The sequence below is a fragment of the Mycobacterium asiaticum genome (genome assembly GCF_001668675.1).
Classification (GTDB): Bacteria; Actinomycetota; Actinomycetes; order Mycobacteriales; family Mycobacteriaceae; genus Mycobacterium; species Mycobacterium asiaticum_D.
Map to the genome: position 1 here is coordinate 1 of NZ_LZKQ01000110.1, position 21,132 is coordinate 21,132.

The window sequence follows — 21,132 nt, forward strand, 5'->3', positions numbered from 1 at the left end:
TTGATGACCCGGGCGGGCGTGTTGCCCAGCACGCCGCCGGTGAAACTGCCCAAATTCGCCTCGTTGAACAGGCCGGCGCGAAGCTCTCCGAGCACCGGACGGAGCCGGTCCAGCTCGACCGCATCATCGCTCAGCTGCAGGAGCAGCCCGACAAGGTGCAGCACTGGAGTGTCGACGAGGCAGGCCTTGATGATCTGGTCGCCAAACTGCGAAAGACACCGGGCGTGCACGCGGTGCACGTCAGGGATGACCAGGAAGTCGCCGCGACGGCCGAAATCCAGTCCGGTTAGGACCGCACAGCGAAGGAGGACGCGATGAAGCTGCTGCTGGCGCTTCTCGGAGTAATGGCGGGCATCGCCATGGCGGTACCCGCGCACGCCGATCCCGGCTTCGATGAGCCGCCCACCGATGAGAACAACGAAGTCTTTCTTGACGACCTGCATGGGGTAGGGATCAATTTTCAGGATCCGAGTCAGGCCATCAGCGCGGGCAAAGCCGTATGCGGCTTTGTTTCTCGGGGCGTGTCGGGGCTGCAGCTCATCAACGACATCCGGGATAACAATCCCGGGTTGAGCAGCAAGGGGGCCGCGCAGTTCGCGACGATTTCGGCGAAGTCGTACTGCCCGCGGGCGCTTGAGTCGGTGGAGTAGTTCCGCCCACGCGTCGCGCATCATCCGTAACAGAAGTCTCAGGGATCACTCGAGGCATAACGCGCCCCACCAGCGCCCCCGGCACGACTCGAACGTGCGACCTAGGGATTAGAAGGCCCTTGCTCTATCCACCTGAGCTACGGAGGCAATGTGCAGGTCAGTCTATCCAACGGCCGAATCCCTGGCCGCGACCGCAACAACACGCGCCCGAAAGATGTTTGGGAGGGCCAATTACGGGTTATTGTGTGAGCCTCGACACACGTACATAATCGGCCGCCCTCGGCCGGTAACCGCAACGACGCGTGTGCCTGACGTCGAGGGGTGGAACCTAGTTATGTGCTTGTCCAGTGTGACTGCGCGGTGCTCGCGAGTCGGTGCTGAGGCGCTACGACAGGGTGCTGAATTGGCGGCTGACGCCAAGGACACCTATCGGGCCGGGGCCCTGCTGCTACGCGGGTCGCCATTCGCCGCCGGTTGGATCGCCGGGTGGTTGGCCACGGAATTCCCTCCGCACGTCGTCACCGGGCACGCGTTGTGCCGGATCGCCCCGCCGGCGATCAACCGGGTCGGCACCACCTGGGCGGCCCAGCGTGCCGACCTGGCGCTCACCGCGGCACTGGAGGAGTCGTTTGGGTCGAGCTTCCGGGAGCAGGTGTATCACCCGACCACGGACCCCTCCGTCATTCGCCGCAGCAGGCTGCCGCGGCCCAAGCCGGGCCCGCACCGCCGTTACGCGGCCAAGACCTCCAACATCTCCTACGGGCCCGGTGGCAACGAACACCTGCTCGACATCTGGCGCCGCCCCGACCTTGCCCCCGGTCACCGGGCACCGGTCCTCATCCAGGTCCCTGGCGGCGCGTGGAGCGTCAACGGGAAGCGACCGCAGGCGTACACGCTGATGAGCCGGATGGTCGAACTCGGCTGGATCTGCGTGTCGATCAACTACAGCAAGAGCCCGCGGGCGAAGTTCCCGGCCCACATCATCGACGTCAAACGAGCCATCGCCTGGGTCCGGGAGAACATCGGGGACTACGGCGGCGACTCGGACTTCATCGCGATCACCGGAGGATCAGCCGGCGGGCACCTGGCGTCGCTGGCCGCGCTCACTCCCAATGAGCCGCGGTTCCAGCCGGGCTTCGAGCGCGCCGACACCACGGTTCAGGCGGTCGCGCCGTACTACGGGGTGTATGACTTCACCGACTTCGACAACATGCACGAGTTGATGCTGCCGTTCCTCGAGCAGTTCGTCATGAAGGCCCGCTACGACCACCAGCCAGAACGCTTCATCGAGGCCTCGCCGGTCTCCTACGTGCACAGCGAGGCCCCGCCGTTCTTCGTGCTGCACGGCGAAAAGGACGAGCTGGTCCCCAGTGGGCAGGCCCGGGCATTCTGCGCGGCCTTGCGCGGCGCCGGTGCGCCGACGGTCGCCTACGCCGAACTGGCCAACGCCCATCACGCGTTCGACATCACCCCGACCGTCCGCTCCCGGCTGGCCGCCGACGCCGTCGCCGACTTCCTCGGCGTCGTGTACGGCCGGCGGGAGAGCTCGTTGCTCGACTCGTTGGCGCTGTCGGCGACCCCGGCCAGCTGAACCGCCGCAACCCGACCGGGCGTTGCCAAAGCAATATCGCTGCGCCACAGCGTGTCTCGCGACTCGGCGACTGTCGCCCACGGTACTGAGTGCATCGTCACTTTCACCACCGGCGGAACCGGACTAGCGTTGGGCTGGCATTCTGGTGGCGGGGCCCGATAGCAGGAGGATTGATCAGCGGTGAGAGGGTTGAGGTGCCGAGAAACCCGGCTCGCGGAGGGTCTCGATCGTGGCTGAGTCCAAGGGCGCGGTCAAGCTACCTGACGAGCTTGGACCGGTCGACTATTTGATGCACCGGGGCGAGGCCAATCCACGGACCCGCTCGGGCATCATGGCGCTGGAAATCCTCGACACCACACCGGATTGGAAACGCTTCCGAAACCGATTCGAGAACGCCTCCCGAAAGGTGTTGCGGCTACGGCAGAAGGTAGTGGTACCGACTTTGCCGACCGCGGCGCCGCGCTGGGTGGTCGATCCCGACTTCAACCTCGACTTCCACGTACGACGGCTCCACGTCAGTGGCTCGGGCACCCTGCGCGAGGTCTTCGATCTGGCCGAGGTGATGTTGCAATCGCCGCTGGACATATCGCGGCCACTGTGGACGGCCACCCTGGTGGAGGGATTGCCCGACGGTAAGGCGGCGACGCTGCTGCACCTCAGCCATGCGGTCACCGACGGTGTCGGCGGGGTGGAGATGTTTGCCGAGATTTACGACCTGGAACGGGATCCGGACCCCAGGCCGGTCCCGCCACAGCCCATCCCGCAGGATCTGACTCCCAACGATCTGATGCGGCAAGGGCTCAACCATTTGCCGCTCGCGATGGTCGGCGGCGCGCTCGGCGCTCTGACCGGTGCGGTGTCGGTGGCCGGACGCGCGGTGCTGGACCCGGTGTCGACCGTCTCAGGCATCCTCGGCTACGCGATGTCGGGCGCGCGGGTGATGAATCGGGCCGCGGAGCCGTCGCCACTGCTGCGCCGGCGCAGCCTGACCACCCGCACCGAAGCGATCGACATTCGGCTGTCCGACCTGCACAAGGCCGCGAAAGCCGGCGGCGGGTCCATCAACGACGCCTACCTCGCCGGGCTGTGCGGCGCCTTGCGGCGCTACCACGAGGCCCTCGGCGTGCCGATCAGCACGCTGCCCATGGCGGTCCCGGTCAACCTGCGTTCAGACGGTGACGCCGCCGGCGGAAATCAGTTCACCGGCGTCAACCTGGCGGCTCCGGTGGGCACCGTCGACCCGGTCGCCCGGATGAAGAAGATCCGCGCGCAGATGACGCAGCGGCGCGACGAACCGGCGATGAACATCGTCGGCTCCATCGCGCCGGTGCTCAGCGTGCTGCCGACGGCGGTGCTCGAAGGTCTCAGCGGTTCGGTGATCGGTTCTGACGTGCAGGCCAGCAATGTCCCGGTCTACCCGGGGGATACCTTCATCGCCGGTGCGAAAGTGCTGCGGCAGTACGGTATTGGGCCGCTGCCCGGTGTGGCCATGATGGTCGTGCTGATCTCCCGTGGCGGCTGGTGCACGATCACCGTGCGCTACGACCGGGCGTCGGTGCGAAAAGACGAGCTCTTCGCGCAATGCCTGCTCGAGGCGTTCAACGAAATCCTCGCGCTGGCCGGTGATCCGCCGCCGCGCGCCGTGGCCGCCTCGTTCGAGGCCGAGCCGTCGGATGCGGCCGCTCGATCGGTGTCGGGCTCATGAGCGCCGACGAGAAGGACGACGCAACGCGTCAACCACCCAGGGATCTGCGGTTGCCCGGTTCGGTGGCCGAGATCATGGCGAGCCCACCGGGTCCCAAGGTCGGTGCGTTCTTCGACCTGGACGGGACGCTGGTGGCGGGCTTCACCGCGGTCATCCTGACCCAGGAACGGCTGCGCCGCCGCGACATCGGCATCGGGGAGCTGCTCAGCATGATCACCGGCGCGCTGAACCACACCCTGGGGCGGATCGAGTTCGAGGATCTGATCGGTAAGGCGTCCATGGCGCTGGCCGGAAGGTTGCTCACCGATCTGGACGAGATCGGTGAGCGGCTGTTCAACCAGCGGATCGAATCCCGGATCTACCCGGAGATGCGCGAATTGGTGCGTGCGCACGTCGCTCGCGGACACACGGTGGTGCTGAGCTCCTCAGCGTTGACCATTCAGGTCAACCCGGTGGCGCGCTTCCTGGGCATCACCAACACGCTCACCAACAAGTTCGAAGTCAACGAGGACGGGCTGCTCACCGGCGGCGTGGTCAAGCCGATCCTGTGGGGACCCGGCAAAGCCGCTGCGGTGCAGAAGTTTGCGGCTGAGCACGACATCGACCTGAAGGAAAGTTACTTCTACGCCGACGGCGACGAGGACGTCGCCCTGATGTATCTGGTCGGCAATCCACGGCCCACCAACCCCGAGGGCAAAATGGCCGCCGTCGCCAGGCGGCGGGGGTGGCCGATCCTGAAATTCGAGAGCCGCGGGGGCGTCGGCCTGCGACGGCAGATCCGCACCCTGGCGGGTTTCAGTTCCATGTTCCCGGTCGCCGCGGGCGCGGTGGGGCTGGGATTGCTCACCCGCAACCGCCGGCGCGGCGTCAACTTCTTCACGTCGAACTTCTCCGCGTTGTTGTTGGCCACCTGCGGTGTGCACCTCAATGTGGTCGGGCGGGAGAACCTCACCGCGCAGCGGCCCGCGGTCTTTATCTTCAATCACCGCAACCAGGTTGACCCGATCATCTCCGGCGCATTGGTCAAAGACAACTGGGTCGGGGTGGGCAAGAAGGAGCTGGAGCGCGACCCCATCATGGGCACCATGGGCAAGTTGCTCGACGGGGTGTTCATCGACCGCGACGACCCGAATTCCGCCGTGGAGACCTTGCATACGGTCGAGGAGCGCGCCAGGAACGGGCTGTCCATCGTCATCGCCCCGGAGGGCACCCGACTGGACACGACGGAGGTCGGCCCGTTCAAGAAGGGGCCGTTCCGCATCGCGATGGCGGTCGGAATTCCCGTCGTGCCCATCGTGATTCGCAATGCCGAGATCATCGCGTCCCGCAACTCCACCACATTGAACCCGGGCACGGTCGACGTCGCGGTGTTCCCGCCGATCCCGGTGGAGGACTGGACCCTGGACACTTTGCCGGACCGCATCGCCGAGATCCGCCAGCTTTACCTGGACACGTTGGCGGATTGGCCGGTCGACGAGTTGCCCGAAGTCGCTCTGTACCAGAAGATGCCGGCGAAGAAGGCAGCGGCAAAGAAGGCGGCCGCGAAGAAGGCGCCGGCCAAGAAGGCGGCCGCGAAGAAAGCTCCGGCCAAAAAGGCCCCGGCCAAGAAGACCGCCGCGAAGAAGGCGGCTGCGAAAAAGGCTGCGCCGAAGAAGGCCGGCAAGATCACCCCGCGGACGACACCCGACAAGACCCCGCACGAATCCAGTGTCGACTTGAAAGACGATGTCCACCTTGAGGATGACGTCCTGCACAGCAACGGCGAGGCGCAACAGTCCAGTACGAACCAGGCCGACACCGTCGACCCGTCGACCCCTAAGCCCTGAGGACGGCTGTGACGCAGCCGGCCGCCGACACCAGCGCAGTCCTGACCGCTGAAGATGCGCTCGTGCTTGCCTCGATGGACACGCCTGCCGAGATGCAACTGGTCATGGAGTGGCTGCGCCAGCAACGTGCCCGCCATCCCGAGATCAAGTTCGACGTGTTGAAGCTGCCGCCGGAGGATGCGCCTCCGAGCAGTCTGACCGCGCTCGTCGAGGAATTCGAATCCAGTAGCGACCGGTCGATCGTGCCGGTGCGGGTGTTCTGGCTGCCGGCCGCCGACCGGGGCAGAGCGGCCAAGCTGTCCGCGCTCCTTCCCGGCCGAGATCCCTACCATCCCAGCCAACGTCAGCAACGGCGCATTCTGCGCACCGAACCGTGGCGCGCCCGGGTGGTGGCCGGCGAGTCGGCCAAGGTGTCCGAGCTTCGGCAGCAGTGGCGTGACACCACCGTCGGTGAAAACACCGCGGAATTCGCGCAATTCGTCAGTCGCCGGGCGCTGCTGGCATTGGCCCGCGCGGAATACCGGATCCTGGGCCCGCAATACAAATCTCCTCGCCTGGTCAAGCCGGAGATGTTGGCCTCGACGCGTTTTCGTGCCGGCCTGGAAAACATTCCCGGCGCCACCGTCGAGGAAGCCGGCAAGATGCTCGACGAACTGGCGACCGGCTGGAGCCAAGCGTCGGTGGACGTCATCTCGGTGCTCGGCCGATTGCTGAGCCGCGGTTTCGATCCGGAGTTCGACTACGACGAGTATCAGGTCGCCGCCATGCGCGCCGCCCTGGAAGCGCACCCGGCCGTGCTGCTGTTCTCCCACCGGTCCTACATCGACGGCGCCGTGGTGCCAGTCGCGATGCAGGACAATCGGTTACCGCCGGTCCACATGTTCGGCGGCATCAACCTGTCCTTCGGTGTGATGGGACCGCTGATGCGCCGGTCCGGGACGATCTTCATTCGGCGCAACATCGGCGACAACCCGCTGTACAAGTACGTCCTCAAGGAGTACGTGGGCTACATCGTCGAAAAGCGGTTCAACCTGAGCTGGTCCATCGAAGGCACCCGGTCGCGGACCGGAAAGATGTTGCCGCCCAAGCTCGGTCTGATGAGCTATGTGGCCGACGCCTATCTGGATGGCCGCAGTGACGACATCCTGTTACAGGGCGTTTCGATCTGCTTCGACCAGTTGCACGAGATCGCCGAGTATGCGGCGTACGCCCAGGGCGCCGAGAAGACGCCCGAAGGTTTCAGCTGGCTCTACAACTTCATCAAGGCCCAGGGCGAACGCAACTACGGCAAGATCTATGTCCGCTTCCCGGAAGCGGTTTCGATGCGCCAGTACCTCGGCCCGCCCAACGGTCCGCTGGCCCGCGATGAAGCGGCCAAACGCCTTGCGCTGCAAAAGATGTCGTTCGAGGTGGCGTGGCGGATCCTGCAGTCCACCCCGGTGACGGCGACCGGTCTGGTATCCGCGCTGCTGCTGACCACCAGGGGGCTGGCGCTCACGCTGGATCAGCTGCACCACACCCTGCAGGAGTCGTTGGACTACCTCGACCGCAAGCAGACCCCCGTGTCCACCAGTGCCTTGCGGCTGCGCTCGCGCGAGGGCGTCAATGCGGCGGTGGACGCTTTGTCCAACGGCCACCCGGTAACTCGGGTCGACAGCGGCCGGGAGCCGGTGTGGTACATCGCCCCGGAAGACGAACACGCCGCGGCGTTCTACCGGAACTCGGTCATCCACGCATTCCTGGAAACCTCCATCGTTGAACTGGCGCTGGCGCACGCTCGGCACGCCACCGGTGACCGGGTCGAGGCGTTCTGGGCGCAGGCGATGCGGCTGCGCGACCTGCTGAAGTTCGATTTCTATTTCGCCGACTCGGCGGCGTTCCGGGAAAACATTGCTCGGGAGATGGCGTGGCACCAGGATTGGGAAGCGCACGTGGCCGCCGGGGGCGACGAGATCGAGAAGATCCTGTACGTCAAGCGGCCGTTGATCTCCGAAGCGATGTTGCGGGTGTTCTTCGAGGCCTACGAGATCGTCGCCGACGTATTGCGCGACGCCCCGCCCGACATCGGCCAGAAGGAGTTGACCGACCTGGCCCTCGGGGTGGGTCGCCAGTACGTCGCGCAGGGACGGGTGCGCAGCAGTGAGTCGGTGTCGACGTTGTTGTTCGCCACCGCCCGCCAGGTCGTCACCGACCAGGACCTGATCGCGCCCGCACCGGACCTGTTCGAGCGGCGCAGCGCGTTCCGGCGCGAGTTGCGTGACATCCTGCGCGACTTCACCTACGTGGGCCAGATCGCCCGAAATCGGTTCGTCGAGCGGGAGGTCGAAGCGCGCCGGCAGCGGATGCGCCCCCAGCGCGAGACGGGCAGCGCCACGCCCGCCTGACCGCCGACTCATCCACAGTCGCGGCTTTGTCCACAGGTTCGCCTCTGCCTCGGTGCCGCGCGGCCCGCTTCGTCGGTGGCCGCGGGCTCAATGGGCTCAACACCGAGCACGACCAAGCGATTTCGCGGAAGGAAACTGAGCCCACATGTTCGAGACACCGTTCACCATCGTCGGTCACATCGTCACCGATCCCCAGCGCAGGCAGGTTGGCAATGAGGAGCTGATCAAGTTCCGGGTGGCGAGCAACTCCCGTCGCCGCACCAGCGACGGCGGCTGGGAGCCGGGCAACTCGCTGTTCGTCACCGTCAACTGCTGGGGCCGGCTGGTCACCGGTGTGGGTGCCGCACTGGGCAAGGGCGCACCGGTGATCGCCTACGGCCACCTCTACACCAGCGAGTACGAGGACCGTGACGGCAATCCCCGTTCGTCGACCGAAATGCGGGCGATAGCGGTGGGGCCGGACCTGGCGCGCACCATCGCCCGCATCGAAAAGCAGCGCTACACCGGTCCGGCTCCCGAGGCGGCTCCGAGCGCCGCGTCGGGCACCGATGTCCCCGGCGGCAGCCACCCCGACCAGGCTGGCGACGTTGCCGCAGGACCCGGCGGGCTGCCACTGTCGGCCTAGCGTTTCCCGGCGGTGCATAGGATGGGCCGCGGATATTTCCGAAAGATCAGAAAGGCAACACCGCGGCATGGCTGAGTTCATCTACACGATGAAGAAGGTCCGCAAGGCGCATGGCGACAAGGTGATTCTCGACGACGTGACGTTGAGCTTCTACCCGGGCGCCAAGATCGGCGTCGTCGGCCCCAACGGGGCCGGTAAGTCGAGCGTCTTGCGGATCATGGCCGGACTGGACAAGCCGAACAACGGTGATGCCTTCCTGGCCAACGACGCAACCGTCGGCATCCTGCTCCAGGAGCCGCCGCTGAACGAGGAGAAGACCGTCCGCGGCAACGTCGAGGAGGGTCTGGGCGAGATCAAGGTCAAGCTCGACCGCTTCAACGAGGTCGCCGAGCTGATGGCCACCGACTACTCCGACGAGTTGATGGAGGAGATGGGCCGTCTGCAGGAGGACCTGGACCACGCCGACGCGTGGGACCTGGACTCCCAGCTCGAGCAGGCCATGGACGCGCTGCGCTGCCCGCCGCCGGACGAGCCGGTGACCAACCTGTCCGGCGGTGAACGGCGCCGCGTCGCGCTGTGCAAGCTGCTGCTGTCCAAGCCCGACCTGCTCCTGCTCGACGAGCCGACCAACCACCTCGACGCGGAAAGCGTGCAGTGGCTCGAGCAGCACCTGGCCAGCTACGCCGGCGCGATCCTCGCGGTCACGCACGACCGGTACTTCCTGGACAACGTGGCCGAATGGATCCTCGAGCTCGACCGCGGCCGCGCCTACCCCTACGAAGGCAACTACTCGACCTACCTGGAGAAGAAGGCCGAGCGGATCGCGGTTCAGGGTCGTAAGGACGCCAAGCTGCAGAAGCGCCTGCAAGAGGAATTGGCCTGGGTCCGCTCCGGCGCCAAGGCCCGACAGGCCAAGAGCAAGGCTCGATTGCAGCGCTACGAGGAGATGGCCGCAGAGGCGGAGAAGACGCGCAAGCTCGACTTCGAGGAAATCCAGATCCCGGTCGGCCCGCGCCTGGGTTCGGTGGTGGTCGAGGTCGACCACCTCGACAAGGGCTTCGAGGGCCGCACCTTGATCAAGGACCTGTCCTTCACGCTGCCGCGCAACGGCATCGTCGGCGTGATCGGGCCCAACGGAGTCGGCAAGACGACGCTGTTCAAGACGATCGTCGGGCTGGAGGAGCCGGACAGCGGCACCGTGAAGGTCGGCGAGACGGTCAAGCTCAGCTACGTCGACCAGACGCGCTCCGGCATCGACCCGAAGAAGACGGTGTGGCAGGTGGTCTCCGACGGCCTGGACTACATCGAGGTTGGACAAACCGAGGTGCCGTCCCGGGCGTATGTATCGGCGTTCGGCTTCAAGGGTCCCGACCAGCAGAAACCTGCGGGCGTGCTGTCCGGTGGCGAGCGCAACCGGCTGAATCTGGCCCTGACCCTCAAACAGGGCGGGAACCTGATCCTGCTCGACGAACCGACCAACGACCTGGACGTCGAGACGCTGAGCTCGCTGGAAAACGCACTGGTGAATTTCCCGGGCTGCGCGGTGGTGATTTCCCACGACCGCTGGTTCCTCGACCGGACCTGCACGCACATCCTCGCGTGGGAGGGTGACGCCGACAACGAGGCCAAGTGGTTCTGGTTCGAGGGCAACTTCGGCGCCTACGAGGAGAACAAGGTGGAGCGGCTGGGAGCCGACGCGGCGCGTCCGCACCGAGTGACCCACCGCAAGCTGACACGGGACTAGTGTCAGGTCCGGCACTAGCCCAGCGGTACCCGTCGCGAGTGGGGAGCAATCGGAATGACGATCGATCCCGGAGCAAGAGATGACGTCGCGGCGTGGAGCACGTTCACGCAGCGGTCCGGAATACCTGACTGGGTATCCAAGGCGTACATCGACAGCTATCGCGGATCGCACGACAGCGAACCGGGTTCGCCGAATCCCGCCTCCGCACTGGTAACGCCCGCGATCGTGGATGCTCACCGCCGGCTCGCCGAGCACCGGCCGGCCGGTGAGAGCTCCGTGGCGGTGTACCCCGCCGACGACCCCGGCGGGTTCGGGCCGGCGCTTCAAGTGGTCACCGATCAGGGCAGCATGCTGATGGATTCGGTCACCGTGCTGCTGCACCGGCTCGGCCTGTCCTATACGGCGATCCTCACACCGGTCTTCGAGGTTCGCCGTGATTCCGCGGGCGAGATCCAGCGGGTCGAGCCGAAGTCGGACGACTCCTCGCCCTACGCCGGCGAGGCCTGGATCCACGTTCAGCTCTCACCCGCGGTGGACAGCAAGGTCCTTGCGGAGGCGGAACGTCTGCTGCCCAAGGTGCTGGCCGATGTGCAGCGGGTCGCCACCGACGCGTCGGCATTGATCGCCACCCTGAGTGAGGTCGCCGCCGCCGTCGAGAACGACCCCGAGGGCCACTACCAGGCACCCGACCGGCACGACGTGGCGGCGCTGCTGCGCTGGCTCAACGATGGCAATTTCCTGCTGCTGGGCTACCAGCGCACCGAGGTGCAGGACGGCCTGGTCGTCGGTGATGGGTCCAGTGGCCTGGGTGTGCTGCGGGCCCGGTCCGGCACCCGGCCCCGGCTGACCGACGAGTCCAAGCTGCTGGTGCTGGCTCAGGCGGCGGTGGGCAGCTATCTGCGTTACGGCGCCTACCCGTACGCCATCGCCGTGCGCGAATACGCCGACGGCGCACGGGGGGACGCCGGCACGGTCTACGAGCACCGCTTCGTCGGGTTGTTCACGGTGGCCGCGATGAACGCCGACGTGTTGGAGATCCCGACCATCTCGCACCGGGTGCGCGACGCGCTGACGCTCGCCGGCAGCGACCCCAGCCATCCGGGCCAGTTGCTGCTCGACGTCATCCAGACCGTACCGCGACCGGAGCTGTTCACGCTCAGCGCCGAACGGCTGCTGACCATGGCCAAAGCCGTCGTCGATATGGGATCTCAACGGCGCGCGCTGCTGTTCCTGCGGGCCGACCGGCTCCAGTTCTTCGTCTCCTGCCTGGTGTATCTGCCGCGCGACCGCTACACCACCGCGGTGCGCTTGCAGATCGAGGACATCCTGGTCCGCGAATTCGGTGGGACGCGGTTGGAGTTCACCGCGCGGGTCAGCGAATCCCCGTGGGCGCTCATGCATTTCATGGTCCGGCTGCCCACCGACGATCCACATCCGCGGCCCGTCGACGTGTCGGAGGCGAACCGCGTCCGCATCCAGGCGCTGCTCAGCGAGGCCGCCCGTACCTGGGGCGACCGCCTGGCCGCCGCCGCGCCGACAGATTCGGTCAGCCACGCCGATGCCGAGCACTATGCGAGCGCCTTCTCCGAGGCGTACAAGCAGGTCGTCACCCCCGCCGAGGCCATCGACGACATCGCCGTCATCAAAGAACTCAGCGACGATTCGGTCAAGCTGGTGTTCTCCGACCGGGACGAGCATGGCGTCGCGCAGCTGACCTGGTTCCTGGGCGGCCGCACCGCCTCGCTGAGCCAGTTGCTGCCAATGCTGCAGAGCATGGGCGTCGTGGTGCTCGAAGAGCGCCCGTTCACCGTCACCCGGCCCGACGGGCTGCTGGTGTGGATCTACCAGTTCAAGATCGTGCCGCATCCGACCATCCCGTTGGCGGCGTCCGACGAAGAGCGCGAGGCGGGTGCGCAACGATTCGCCGAAGCCGTCACCGCCATCTGGCAGGGCCGGGTCGAGATCGACCGGTTCAACGAACTGGTGATGCGTGCCGGGCTGACCTGGCAGCAGGTGGTGCTATTGCGCGCCTACGCGAAATACCTGCGCCAGGCCAACTTTCCCTACAGCCAGTCCTATATCGAGACGGTCCTTAACGACCACCCCTCGACCGCACGGTCACTGGTCGCGTTGTTCGAAGCTCTCTTCGACCCCAGCTCGTCCGGCAGCGGCCGGGACGCGCAAGCCGCCGCAGCCGCCGTCGCCGCCGACATCGACGCGTTGGTGAGCCTGGACACCGACCGCATCCTGCGGGCGTTCGCCTCGCTGGTCCAGGCCACGCTGCGCACCAATTACTTTGTCACCCGCCCGGATTCGGCGCGCAGCCGCAATGTGCTGTCGGTCAAGCTGAACGCGCAACTGATCGACGAGCTGCCACTGCCGCGGCCGAAGTTCGAGATCTTCATCTACTCGCCCCGCGTCGAAGGCGTACACCTGCGCTTCGGACCGGTCGCGCGCGGCGGGCTGCGCTGGTCTGACCGCCGCGACGACTTCCGCACCGAGATTCTGGGCCTGGTCAAGGCGCAGGCGGTCAAGAACGCCGTCATCGTGCCGGTCGGCGCCAAGGGTGGCTTCGTCGTCAAGCGTCCGCCGCTGCCGACCGGCGACCCAGCCGCCGACCGTGACGCCACCCGCGCCGAAGGCGTCGCCTGCTATCAGCTGTTCATCTCCGGATTGCTCGACGTCACCGACAACGTCGACCACGCCACCAAGGCCGTCCATCCGCCCCCCGGGGTGGTGCGCCGCGACGGCGACGACGCCTACCTGGTGGTGGCGGCGGACAAGGGCACCGCCACCTTCTCCGACATCGCCAACGACGTCGCGAAGTCTTACGGGTTTTGGCTCGGCGATGCGTTCGCGTCCGGGGGATCGGTGGGCTACGACCACAAAGCCATGGGCATCACCGCCAAAGGCGCGTGGGAGGCGGTCAAGCGGCACTTCCGCGAGATCGGCGTGGACACCCAGTCCGAGGACTTCACCGTCGTCGGCGTCGGCGACATGAGCGGCGACGTGTTCGGCAACGGCATGCTGTTGAGCAAGCACATCCGGCTGATCGCCGCGTTCGACCACCGGCACATCTTCCTCGATCCCAACCCCGATGCGTCGTCGTCCTGGGTGGAACGCAAGCGGATGTTCGACCTGCCCCGGTCCAGCTGGGACGACTACGACAAGTCGCTGATCAGCGAGGGCGGCGGGGTGTACAGCCGGGAACAGAAGGCCATCCCGGTCAGCCCGCAGGTCCGCGATGCCCTCGGGATCGACGGGGACGTGCAGGAAATGGCCCCGCCCAACCTCATTCGCGCGATTCTTCAGGCGCCCGTCGACCTGCTGTTCAACGGCGGCATCGGCACCTACATCAAAGCCGAGGCGGAGTCCGACGCCGATGTCGGCGACCGCGCCAACGACCCGGTGCGCGTCAACGGAAGCCAGGTGCGCGCCAAAGTCATTGGCGAAGGCGGCAACCTCGGCGTGACCGCCCTGGGCCGAGTGGAGTTCGACCTGTCCGGTGGCCGGATCAACACCGACGCACTCGACAACTCCGCAGGTGTCGACTGCTCGGACCACGAGGTCAACATCAAGATCCTGATCGACTCGCTGGTCACCGCCGGCAAGGTCAAGGCCGAGGAACGCAAACAGCTGCTCGAGTCGATGACCGACGAGGTCGCGACGCTGGTACTCACTGACAACGAGGACCAGAACGACCTGATGGGCACCAGCCGAGCCAACGCGGCCAGCCTGCTTCCGGTGCACGCCGACCAGATCAAATACCTCGTCGCCGAGCGCGGCGTCAACCGGGAACTCGAAGCGCTGCCGTCGGAGAAGGAGATCGTCCGGCGCACCGAGGCCGGCATCGGCCTCACGTCACCCGAATTGGCCACGTTGATGGCGCACGTGAAACTGGGTCTCAAAGAGGAATTGCTGAAGACCGAACTGCCGGACCAGGATGTCTTCGCCTCGCGGCTGCCCTATTACTTCCCCACGCCGCTGCGGGAACGCTTCACCCCGGAGATCCGGGGGCACCAACTGCGCCGCGAGATCGTCACGACCATGCTGGTCAACGACATGGTGGACACCGCAGGCATCAGCTACGCCTACCGGATCGCCGAGGACGTCGGCGTCACACCGATCGACGCCGTGCGCACGTATGCGGCCACCAACGCCATCTTCGGCGTCGGCCACACCTGGCGGCGCATCCGCGCGGCCAATCTGCCGGTTTCGTTGTCCGACCGGTTGACCCTGGACACCCGGCGGCTGATCGACCGGGCCGGTCGCTGGCTGCTCAACTACCGTCCCCAGCCGCTGGCCGTCGGCGCCGAGATCAACCGCTTCGCCGCGAAGGTCAAAGCCCTGACGCCACACATGTCGGAGTGGCTGCGCGGCGACGACAAGGCCATTGTCGAGAAGGAGGCCGCGGAGTTCACCGCGCAGGGCGCGCCGCCTGATCTGGCCTACCGGGTCGCTGCCGGGTTGTATCGCTACAGCCTGCTCGACATCATCGACATCGCCGACATCACCGAGATCGAGACCGCCGAGGTCGCCGACACCTACTTCGCGTTGATGGACCGGTTGGGCACCGACTCGCTACTCACCGCAGTGTCCGAACTGCCGCGCAACGACCGCTGGCACTCCTTGGCGCGCTTGGCTATTCGCGACGACATCTACGCCTCCCTGCGGTCGCTGTGCTTCGACGTGCTCGCGGTGGGCGAGCCCGACGAGAGCGGCGAGCAGAAGATCGCCGAGTGGGAGCACATCAGCGCGTCCCGGGTGGAACGGGCGCGCCGCACCCTCGACGAAATACGGGAGAGCGGCGCGACGGATCTCGCGACCCTGTCGGTCGCGGCACGGCAGATCCGGCGCATGACCCGCACCAGCGGTCGAGGTTCGTCGGGGTGAGCATCGGATACGTCGCAGCGGTGCCGGTGCGCTGGTCGGACATCGACATGTACCAGCACGTCAATCACGCCACCATGGTCACGATCCTCGAAGAGTCGCGGGTGCCCTTCCTCAAGGAGCCGTTCGGCGCCGACATCACCACCATCGGGCTGCTGATCGCCGACGTGCGGGTGACCTACAAAGACCAACTGCGGCTGGCCGACTCGCCGCTGCAGGTGACCATCTGGACCAAGCGGCTGCGGGCCGTCGACTTCACCTTGGGCTACGAAGTGCGTTCGGTGAACGCCGACCCGGAGTCCAAACCCGCCGTCATCGCCGAGTCGCAGCTGGCCGCTGTGCACATCAAGGAGCAGCGGCTGGTGCGACTGTCGCCGCACCATCGGGAGTACCTGCAGCGGTGGATTCGGTAGCGGAGCGCGGGCTGTGGCTGCCTGACGACGCCCACCGCGCGGATCTGGCCAAGTTCGTCGATCACGCGCTGCGCCTCGACGACGCCGCGGTGATCCGGCTGCGAGCTCGCGCCACCGGACTCGTGACCGCTTGGGTGGCAACGGGTTTCGATGTGCTGGCCAGTCGCGTGGTGGCCGGCACGGTGCGGCCGGAGGACATGTCGGTCGGCGCCGACGGGTTGGCGCGCGGGCCGGCGGCCGGCGCCTCCGCCGACGGCTACGTCGAACCGGGTTTCGCCATGGATTCGGCATGGCGGGGCGCACTGCCGCCGGATTCGGGGTTCACCCACCTCGACGACGTACCGGCCAAGGCAATCCTGGAGCTGTCCCAGAGCGGCGCCCAATTGGCCCGCGAGCACGGCAGCGCCCACGGCCCGCCGGTCTCGCTGCTCGATCAGGAGGTCATCGAGGTCAGTTCGGGCGACACCGTCGTCGGGTTGCCGATGCGCTGCGTATTCGCTTTGACGGCAATGGGTTTCCTGCCGCCATCGGCTGATGCGATCAGTGACGAGGAAGTGATCCGGGTGCGGGTGCTGCCGACCTGGCTGCGCATCGACGCCCGATTCGGGTCGGTGTACCGACGGCGGGGACCCGCGTCGCTGGTGCTGCGCTGAACCGCGGGCCGCACCGCCCGGGTCTTTGAATCAGCGCGAGTTTTTCACGGCTCCTCAGGTGCCGTAGACCGTCCACAACGGCAGCACGCTGTTGAGGTAGTCCATGAATTTCTTCAAGCCCACCCGATACTGCCCGTAGCCGTACGGGTCTTCGGCGTATTCGGGAAAGGCGATGCCCAGTCCGAACAAGCCGGGAGCGATGATCCCGTTCTGTTGGTTGTACTCCAACGGCCCCCACTGCGGCGTCGCCGGCAGTTCCCGGCGATCGAAGCCGACGGTGTAGACCACGCGATCGCACTCGCGCAGTTTCTCGTCGAACTCGGGACTGGAGACCCAGTACCTTTCCAGCCGGTCCGGGTACACCCCGTCGATATTCTCCCGGGCCCACTCGGCCGCCCGGCCTTTGAGGCCGGTGTCATCGAACAGAATCCAATCATCTAGGTACACCGCATATTTGAGTGGACTGCGGTAGAAGTTGATCACCTTCTTGACCGGATGGCGCAACAGATGGGGCAGTGCGATCATCGACGAGTGCGAGGAGCCGAAAACGGCCACCGTCGCACCTTCAAGCGACTCGGCGGCGAGCTTCTCCGGGTCCAGTGCCACCTCGACCGGTATCTCGTCCAACTGCGGATAGTTCAGTTTCCTGGGCACCGCACCGACGGCCAAAATCACATTGTCGGCGATGACGGATTCACCCTCGGTCTCGACGCGCCACCGCCTGTTCTCCAGGTAAAGCGCGGTCGCCGTGGTCTGGAAGGTCTGCACCTGCTCGCGCAGATGGTCGGTGATCCACAACAACGGGTCGGCCACCAGTGCCAGCGCGCACGTCTCGGCCGGGTCGACCTCGCGCAGCGGCAGCGGTGGCGCCTCGGAGAATCGGAATGCCTTGGCGCCGTTGAGATATTCCAGGAACGTGCCGGCAATGGTGTTGCTGGAGACCGACCGCCACTTGGCGCCGAGATCGCCCGCGCCGAAGGCAGGGTCGATCCAGGCGAGCTTTTCCTGCGGGATGCCCTGGTCCAGCAGCCGCCCGACCGCGGCGATTCCCGCGGGTCCCGCTCCGATCACTGCCCACGCGTACGAAGTCATGCATCACCTATAGAGCAGCGGGCGGCCGAAAGCGAGCGAGCGGCTACCCGAGCCATGCCGCGCTGTCCGCCGGCAACCGGCCGTCCACCAGCGGCGCGCTGCTCAACAACAGCTCGCCCGGCGGCAGCGCGACCGGCCGATCACCGGCGTTGAGCACGCAGACCAGGCCGCCGCCGCGGCGCCGGAAGATCAGCACCCCGGTCGGCGAGGACAGCCAGTCGATCGCGGTTCCCTCGAATTCGGCTCGCGCCTCGCGCAATCGAATGACTTCGCGGAAGAACGCCAGCGTCGATCCGGTGTCGGCGCGCTGCTTGCCGACGGTCAGCGCGGCCCAGTCGGCCGGCATCGGCAGCCAGGTGTCGGGGTTCGTGGAGAAACCGAACGGGGGAGCGTCGCCCGACCACGGCATCGGAACCCGGCACTTGTCGCGGCCACGCTCGGTGTGCCCGGACCGTTCCCACGTCGGGTCCTGCAGCACCTCATCGGGCAGATCCACGTCCGGCAGACCCAGTTCCGAACCGTTGTAGACGAACGCCGCGCCGGGCAGCGCAAGCATCAGCATGACCATCGCCTTCGCCCGGGCCAGGCCGACCTCGCCGCCGCCGTAGCGGGTGACCTCGCGGCCCACATCGTGGTTGGACAGCGTCCAGGTCGGGGTGGCGTTCTCCAGCGCCGCCGCCTCCAGCGAATTCTGAACCGCGGCATGAATCTCGGTCGCGTCGAAGTCGGTGCGGGTGAGCCGGAAGTTGAAGCCGAGATGCAGTTCGTCGGGACGGACGTATTCCGCCCACTGCGCGTTGTCGTGGACCCACACCTCGCCGACGGTCACCGCGTCGGGGTAGTCGTTCATGACGGTGCGGATGTCGCGGTGGATGGCGTGCACGTGCGGCCGGTTGAACCGCGGGTCCTCGTCGCTGTGCCGCAGGATCTCGACGGCGGCATCCGGCGCGTCCGGCAGGCCCGCCGGCTTGGCCATCCCGTGCGCCACGTCGATGCGGAACCCGTCCACCCCGCGTTCCAGCCAGAACCGCAGCGTCTTCTCGAAGTCGTCGAAGATCTCCGGGTTGTCCCAATTCAGGTCCGGCTGCTCGGTGTCGAACAGGTGCAGATACCACTGCCCGGGGTTGCCGTCCGGCTCGATCACCCGCGTCCACGCTGGGCCGCCGAACACCGACTCCCAGTTGTTCGGCGGCAGCAGGCCATCCGGTCCGCGGCCGTCGCGGAAGAAATACCGATCGCGTGCGTCGGTGCCCGGGCCGGCGGCCAGCGCGGCCTGAAACCACGGGTGCTGGGAACTGGTGTGGTTGGGCACCACGTCCATGGTGACCTTGATGTTGCGGGCGTGCGCCGCGGCGATCAGCCGCTCGAAGGCGGCCATCCCGCCGAACAGCGGGTCGATGTCCCTGGGGTCGGCGACGTCGTAGCCGTGGTCGGCCATCGGCGAGACGGTGACGGGGTTGACCCAGATCGCGTCCACGCCGAGCCACGCCAGATGATCCAGCCGGTCGGCGAGCCCATCGAGGTCGCCGACGCCGTCACCGTCGCTGTCGGCGAACGAGCGCGGATACACCTGGTAGAACACCGCGGACTGCCACCACGGCTGTGCTGCCTGGTCAGCCATCAGAACGCCGAGTTGACCAGGGAGTGTGCAGCCATCTCCAGATACTGGAGCAACTGCCGCCGGTGTTCGTCGTCCAGGGTCTGGGAGTCAATGGAGCCGACGGCGGTGTACATGCACCGCAACCAGGCGTCACGTTCGAGCGCAGTGATCCGGAACGGCACGTGCCGCATCCGCAACCGCGGGTGTCCGCGCTGCTCAGAGTAGGTGCGCGGGCCGCCCCAGTACTGCTCGAGGAACATCCGCAGCCGCTCCTCGGCGCCGCTGAGGTCCTCCTCGGGGTAGAGCGGACGCAGGATTTCGTCCTCGGCAACCTGCTCGTAGAAGCGCGAGACGATCGCGTCGAAGGTCTTGGCGCCGCCGATGGCGTCGTAGAAGGTTTCTGTTGTTTGATCCATCGCTGTCCATTGTGGGGCACCCGCGACGGTGGCCGCGACGCTCCGGCTATTCACCGGATCGACACGGCGCCGACCCGGCAATAGGCGTGCGATCTGCAGAAAATCGTGGTGAACTGTCGGCGGAGGATTTATGGCGCAGCGCAACAAACGCCGCAGCCACCGCAGTTCGGGTGCCGCGGCATATGGGACCGGGCCTGCCGCCGCGCCATCTCTCCATAGTGTCGACACCCATCCGCCGTCGCGCACCGACAGCGCATCCATCTGGAACCGGCGGCGGGTGCTGTTGCTGAACTCCACCTACGAGCCGCTGACCGCGTTGCCGATGCGGCGGGCGATCGTCATGGTGATCTGCGGCAAGGCCGACGTGGTGCACGACGACCCGGCCGGGTTGATCATCCATTCCGCGACCCGCTCGATCGCGGTGCCGTCCGTGATCCAGCTTCGGTCCTACGTCCGGGTGCCCTACCGCGCCCGGGTGCCGATGACGCGGGCGGCGTTGATGCATCGCGACCGGTTCTGCTGCGCCTACTGCGGCGCCAAGGCCGACACCGTCGACCACGTGGTGCCGCGTAGCCGCGGTGGTGACCACTCCTGGGAGAACTGCGTCGCGTGCTGCTCGGCGTGCAACCACCGCAAGGGCGACAAACTGCTCAGCGAACTCGGCTGGGCGCTGCGGCGCGCGCCGCTACCGCCGACCGGCCAGCACTGGCGGCTGCTGTCGACGGTCAAGGAGCTGGACCCGTCGTGGGCCCGTTACCTGGGTGAGGGCGCGGCCTGATTCTGGGATTTCCGGGGTCCTAGGTGTCCCGGTATCACCCCGGGTGGGATACGGTTTGCGTCGTGAACGCTATGCAGACTCACCTGCTGCTAGTAGGTGTCCCGTTGTTGCTGGTGGTGGTCCTGAGCTTGCTGACCTTGACGCGCAAGGGCCCGCATCCCAAGAGCTATAACCTGTCGGAGAAGTGGACACACGCGCCGATTCTGTGGGCCGCCACCGATGAGGCTGTCGGCGGTTCCCACGGTGGTCACGGCGGTTCGGAGTTCACGGTTGGAGGTGGCGCAAGTGGCACATGGTGAAGTCGCGACGGTGGAGCCCACCGACCTGCCCAAGGGTTGGGTCCTCACGACCAGCGGACGCATCTCCGGGGTCACCGAGCCGGGCGAGCTTTCGGTGCACTACCCGTTCTCCATCAAAGAGCTTGTCGCCGTGGACGATGCGTTGAAGTACGCCTCGCGTGCGTCCAAGGCGCGGTTCGCCGTCTACCTCGGTGACCTGGGCAGCGACACCGCCGCCCGGGCGCGCGAAATCCTGGCCAAGGTCCCGACCCCGAACAACGCGGTGCTGCTCGCGGTGTCGCCGAATCAGAGCGCCATCGAGGTGGTGTACGGCTCTGACGTACGTGGCCGGGGTGCGGAGTCGGCGGCCCCGCTCGGTGTGGCCGCCGCTTCGTCGGCGTTCGAGCAGGGCAATCTGATCGACGGCCTGGTCAGTGCGATCCGGGTGCTCAGCGGGGGCATATCGCCGGCCTGACCGCCGGCCCGC

At 66.7% G+C, this 21,132-nt stretch carries 16 protein-coding genes, 1 tRNA gene and 1 pseudogene; 14 read left to right on the forward strand and 4 right to left on the reverse strand.

Annotated features, from left to right (window positions below; all coding sequences use genetic code 11):
• Both A9X01_RS28970 and A9X01_RS09660 read left to right on the forward strand, forming a co-directional pair.
• Positions 1-290 (forward strand): annotated as a pseudogene (locus tag A9X01_RS28970) (hypothetical protein); the annotation flags it as partial.
• 24 nt (positions 291-314) lie between these two features.
• Complete coding sequence (locus A9X01_RS09660; protein ID WP_065120556.1) at positions 315-650, forward strand: DUF732 domain-containing protein; 336 nt, start codon at positions 315-317, stop codon at positions 648-650.
• 73 nt (positions 651-723) lie between these two features.
• Here A9X01_RS09660 and A9X01_RS09665 read toward each other — a convergent pair.
• A tRNA-Arg gene (locus tag A9X01_RS09665) sits at positions 724-797 on the reverse strand.
• 187 nt (positions 798-984) lie between these two features.
• On the opposite strand from A9X01_RS09665, the gene lipQ reads away from it, so the two are divergent.
• The 9 genes from lipQ (at position 985) to A9X01_RS09710 (ending at position 16,481) form a co-directional block, all read left to right on the forward strand.
• On the forward strand, positions 985-2,241 hold the full coding sequence (lipQ, locus tag A9X01_RS09670; RefSeq protein WP_065120557.1) for an esterase LipQ: 1,257 nt from the start codon (positions 985-987) through the stop codon (positions 2,239-2,241).
• A 229-nt stretch (positions 2,242-2,470) separates the two neighbouring features.
• Positions 2,471-3,946: a WS/DGAT/MGAT family O-acyltransferase gene (locus A9X01_RS09675; RefSeq protein WP_065120558.1), complete on the forward strand. Its 1,476-nt coding sequence runs from the start codon at positions 2,471-2,473 to the stop codon at positions 3,944-3,946.
• Positions 3,943-5,772, forward strand: a complete 1,830-nt coding sequence (locus A9X01_RS09680) for an HAD-IB family hydrolase/lysophospholipid acyltransferase family protein (protein ID WP_065120559.1) — start codon at positions 3,943-3,945, stop codon at positions 5,770-5,772. The genes A9X01_RS09675 and A9X01_RS09680 overlap by 4 nt, the downstream gene beginning before the upstream one ends.
• Positions 5,773-5,780: 8 nt before the next feature.
• Positions 5,781-8,156 (forward strand): glycerol-3-phosphate 1-O-acyltransferase, encoded by a 2,376-nt coding sequence (locus tag A9X01_RS09685; protein ID WP_065120560.1) that lies wholly within the window; start codon positions 5,781-5,783, stop codon positions 8,154-8,156.
• 145 nt (positions 8,157-8,301) lie between these two features.
• Positions 8,302-8,781, forward strand: coding sequence for a single-stranded DNA-binding protein (locus tag A9X01_RS09690; protein WP_065120561.1), 480 nt, complete (start codon positions 8,302-8,304; stop codon positions 8,779-8,781).
• A gap of 67 nt (positions 8,782-8,848) precedes the next feature.
• On the forward strand, positions 8,849-10,525 hold the full coding sequence (gene ettA, locus A9X01_RS09695) for an energy-dependent translational throttle protein EttA (protein WP_065037008.1): 1,677 nt from the start codon (positions 8,849-8,851) through the stop codon (positions 10,523-10,525).
• Positions 10,526-10,579: 54 nt separating this feature from the next.
• A complete protein-coding gene (locus A9X01_RS09700; RefSeq protein WP_065120562.1) occupies positions 10,580-15,418 on the forward strand; it encodes an NAD-glutamate dehydrogenase in 4,839 nt (1,612 codons plus the stop codon).
• Entirely contained in the window at positions 15,415-15,828 is a 414-nt protein-coding gene (locus A9X01_RS09705; RefSeq protein ID WP_065037006.1) for an acyl-CoA thioesterase, read from the forward strand. The genes A9X01_RS09700 and A9X01_RS09705 overlap by 4 nt, the downstream gene beginning before the upstream one ends.
• Positions 15,816-16,481: a DUF8010 domain-containing protein gene (locus tag A9X01_RS09710; protein WP_065120563.1), complete on the forward strand. Its 666-nt coding sequence runs from the start codon at positions 15,816-15,818 to the stop codon at positions 16,479-16,481. The genes A9X01_RS09705 and A9X01_RS09710 overlap by 13 nt, the downstream gene beginning before the upstream one ends.
• Before the next feature lie 54 nt (positions 16,482-16,535).
• Here the strand turns inward: A9X01_RS09710 and A9X01_RS09715 are convergent, their stop codons facing one another.
• The 3 genes from A9X01_RS09715 to A9X01_RS09725 all read right to left on the reverse strand — a co-directional run bounded on the left by A9X01_RS09715 (position 16,536) and on the right by A9X01_RS09725 (position 19,589).
• Positions 16,536-17,552 (reverse strand): NAD(P)/FAD-dependent oxidoreductase, encoded by a 1,017-nt coding sequence (locus A9X01_RS09715; protein ID WP_065120579.1) that lies wholly within the window; start codon positions 17,550-17,552, stop codon positions 16,536-16,538.
• A 64-nt stretch (positions 17,553-17,616) separates the two neighbouring features.
• Positions 17,617-19,194, reverse strand: coding sequence for a glycoside hydrolase family 13 protein (locus tag A9X01_RS09720; RefSeq protein WP_081282295.1), 1,578 nt, complete (start codon positions 19,192-19,194; stop codon positions 17,617-17,619).
• A complete protein-coding gene (locus tag A9X01_RS09725; protein WP_036358405.1) occupies positions 19,194-19,589 on the reverse strand; it encodes a globin in 396 nt (131 codons plus the stop codon). Before A9X01_RS09725 ends, A9X01_RS09720 begins: the two co-directional genes overlap by 1 nt.
• A gap of 130 nt (positions 19,590-19,719) precedes the next feature.
• Here A9X01_RS09725 and A9X01_RS09730 point away from each other — a divergent pair, with 130 nt between their 5' ends.
• The 3 genes from A9X01_RS09730 (at position 19,720) to A9X01_RS09740 (ending at position 21,120) form a co-directional block, all read left to right on the forward strand.
• The gene (locus A9X01_RS09730; protein ID WP_065120565.1) at positions 19,720-20,367 is read left to right on the forward strand and encodes an HNH endonuclease; all 648 of its coding nucleotides are present in this window, start codon (positions 19,720-19,722) and stop codon (positions 20,365-20,367) included.
• Between the two features lie 71 nt (positions 20,368-20,438).
• The gene (gene ctaJ / locus A9X01_RS09735) at positions 20,439-20,666 is read left to right on the forward strand and encodes an aa3-type cytochrome oxidase subunit CtaJ (protein ID WP_065120566.1); all 228 of its coding nucleotides are present in this window, start codon (positions 20,439-20,441) and stop codon (positions 20,664-20,666) included.
• Positions 20,653-21,120 carry a DUF5130 domain-containing protein gene (locus tag A9X01_RS09740; RefSeq protein WP_065120567.1) on the forward strand — a complete coding sequence of 156 codons (468 nt, stop codon included), beginning with the start codon at positions 20,653-20,655 and terminating at the stop codon, positions 21,118-21,120. Before ctaJ ends, A9X01_RS09740 begins: the two co-directional genes overlap by 14 nt.
• Positions 21,121-21,132 lie beyond the last annotated feature (12 nt).

What these genes read in the sequence shown, in the direction of transcription:
- A9X01_RS09660 (WP_065120556.1), top strand. Translation starts at nt 315, where the DNA reads ATGAAGCTGCTGCTGGCGCTTCTCGGAGTAATGGCGGGCATCGCCATG.
- lipQ (WP_065120557.1), top strand. Translation starts at nt 985, where the DNA reads ATGTGCTTGTCCAGTGTGACTGCGCGGTGCTCGCGAGTCGGTGCTGAG.
- A9X01_RS09680 (WP_065120559.1), top strand. Translation starts at nt 3,943, where the DNA reads ATGAGCGCCGACGAGAAGGACGACGCAACGCGTCAACCACCCAGGGAT.
- A9X01_RS09690 (WP_065120561.1), top strand. Translation starts at nt 8,302, where the DNA reads ATGTTCGAGACACCGTTCACCATCGTCGGTCACATCGTCACCGATCCC.
- ettA (WP_065037008.1), top strand. Translation starts at nt 8,849, where the DNA reads ATGGCTGAGTTCATCTACACGATGAAGAAGGTCCGCAAGGCGCATGGC.
- A9X01_RS09700 (WP_065120562.1), top strand. Translation starts at nt 10,580, where the DNA reads ATGACGATCGATCCCGGAGCAAGAGATGACGTCGCGGCGTGGAGCACG.
- A9X01_RS09720 (WP_081282295.1), bottom strand. Translation starts at nt 19,194, where the DNA reads ATGGCTGACCAGGCAGCACAGCCGTGGTGGCAGTCCGCGGTGTTCTAC.
- A9X01_RS09725 (WP_036358405.1), bottom strand. Translation starts at nt 19,589, where the DNA reads ATGGATCAAACAACAGAAACCTTCTACGACGCCATCGGCGGCGCCAAG.
- A9X01_RS09730 (WP_065120565.1), top strand. Translation starts at nt 19,720, where the DNA reads ATGGCGCAGCGCAACAAACGCCGCAGCCACCGCAGTTCGGGTGCCGCG.
- ctaJ (WP_065120566.1), top strand. Translation starts at nt 20,439, where the DNA reads ATGCAGACTCACCTGCTGCTAGTAGGTGTCCCGTTGTTGCTGGTGGTG.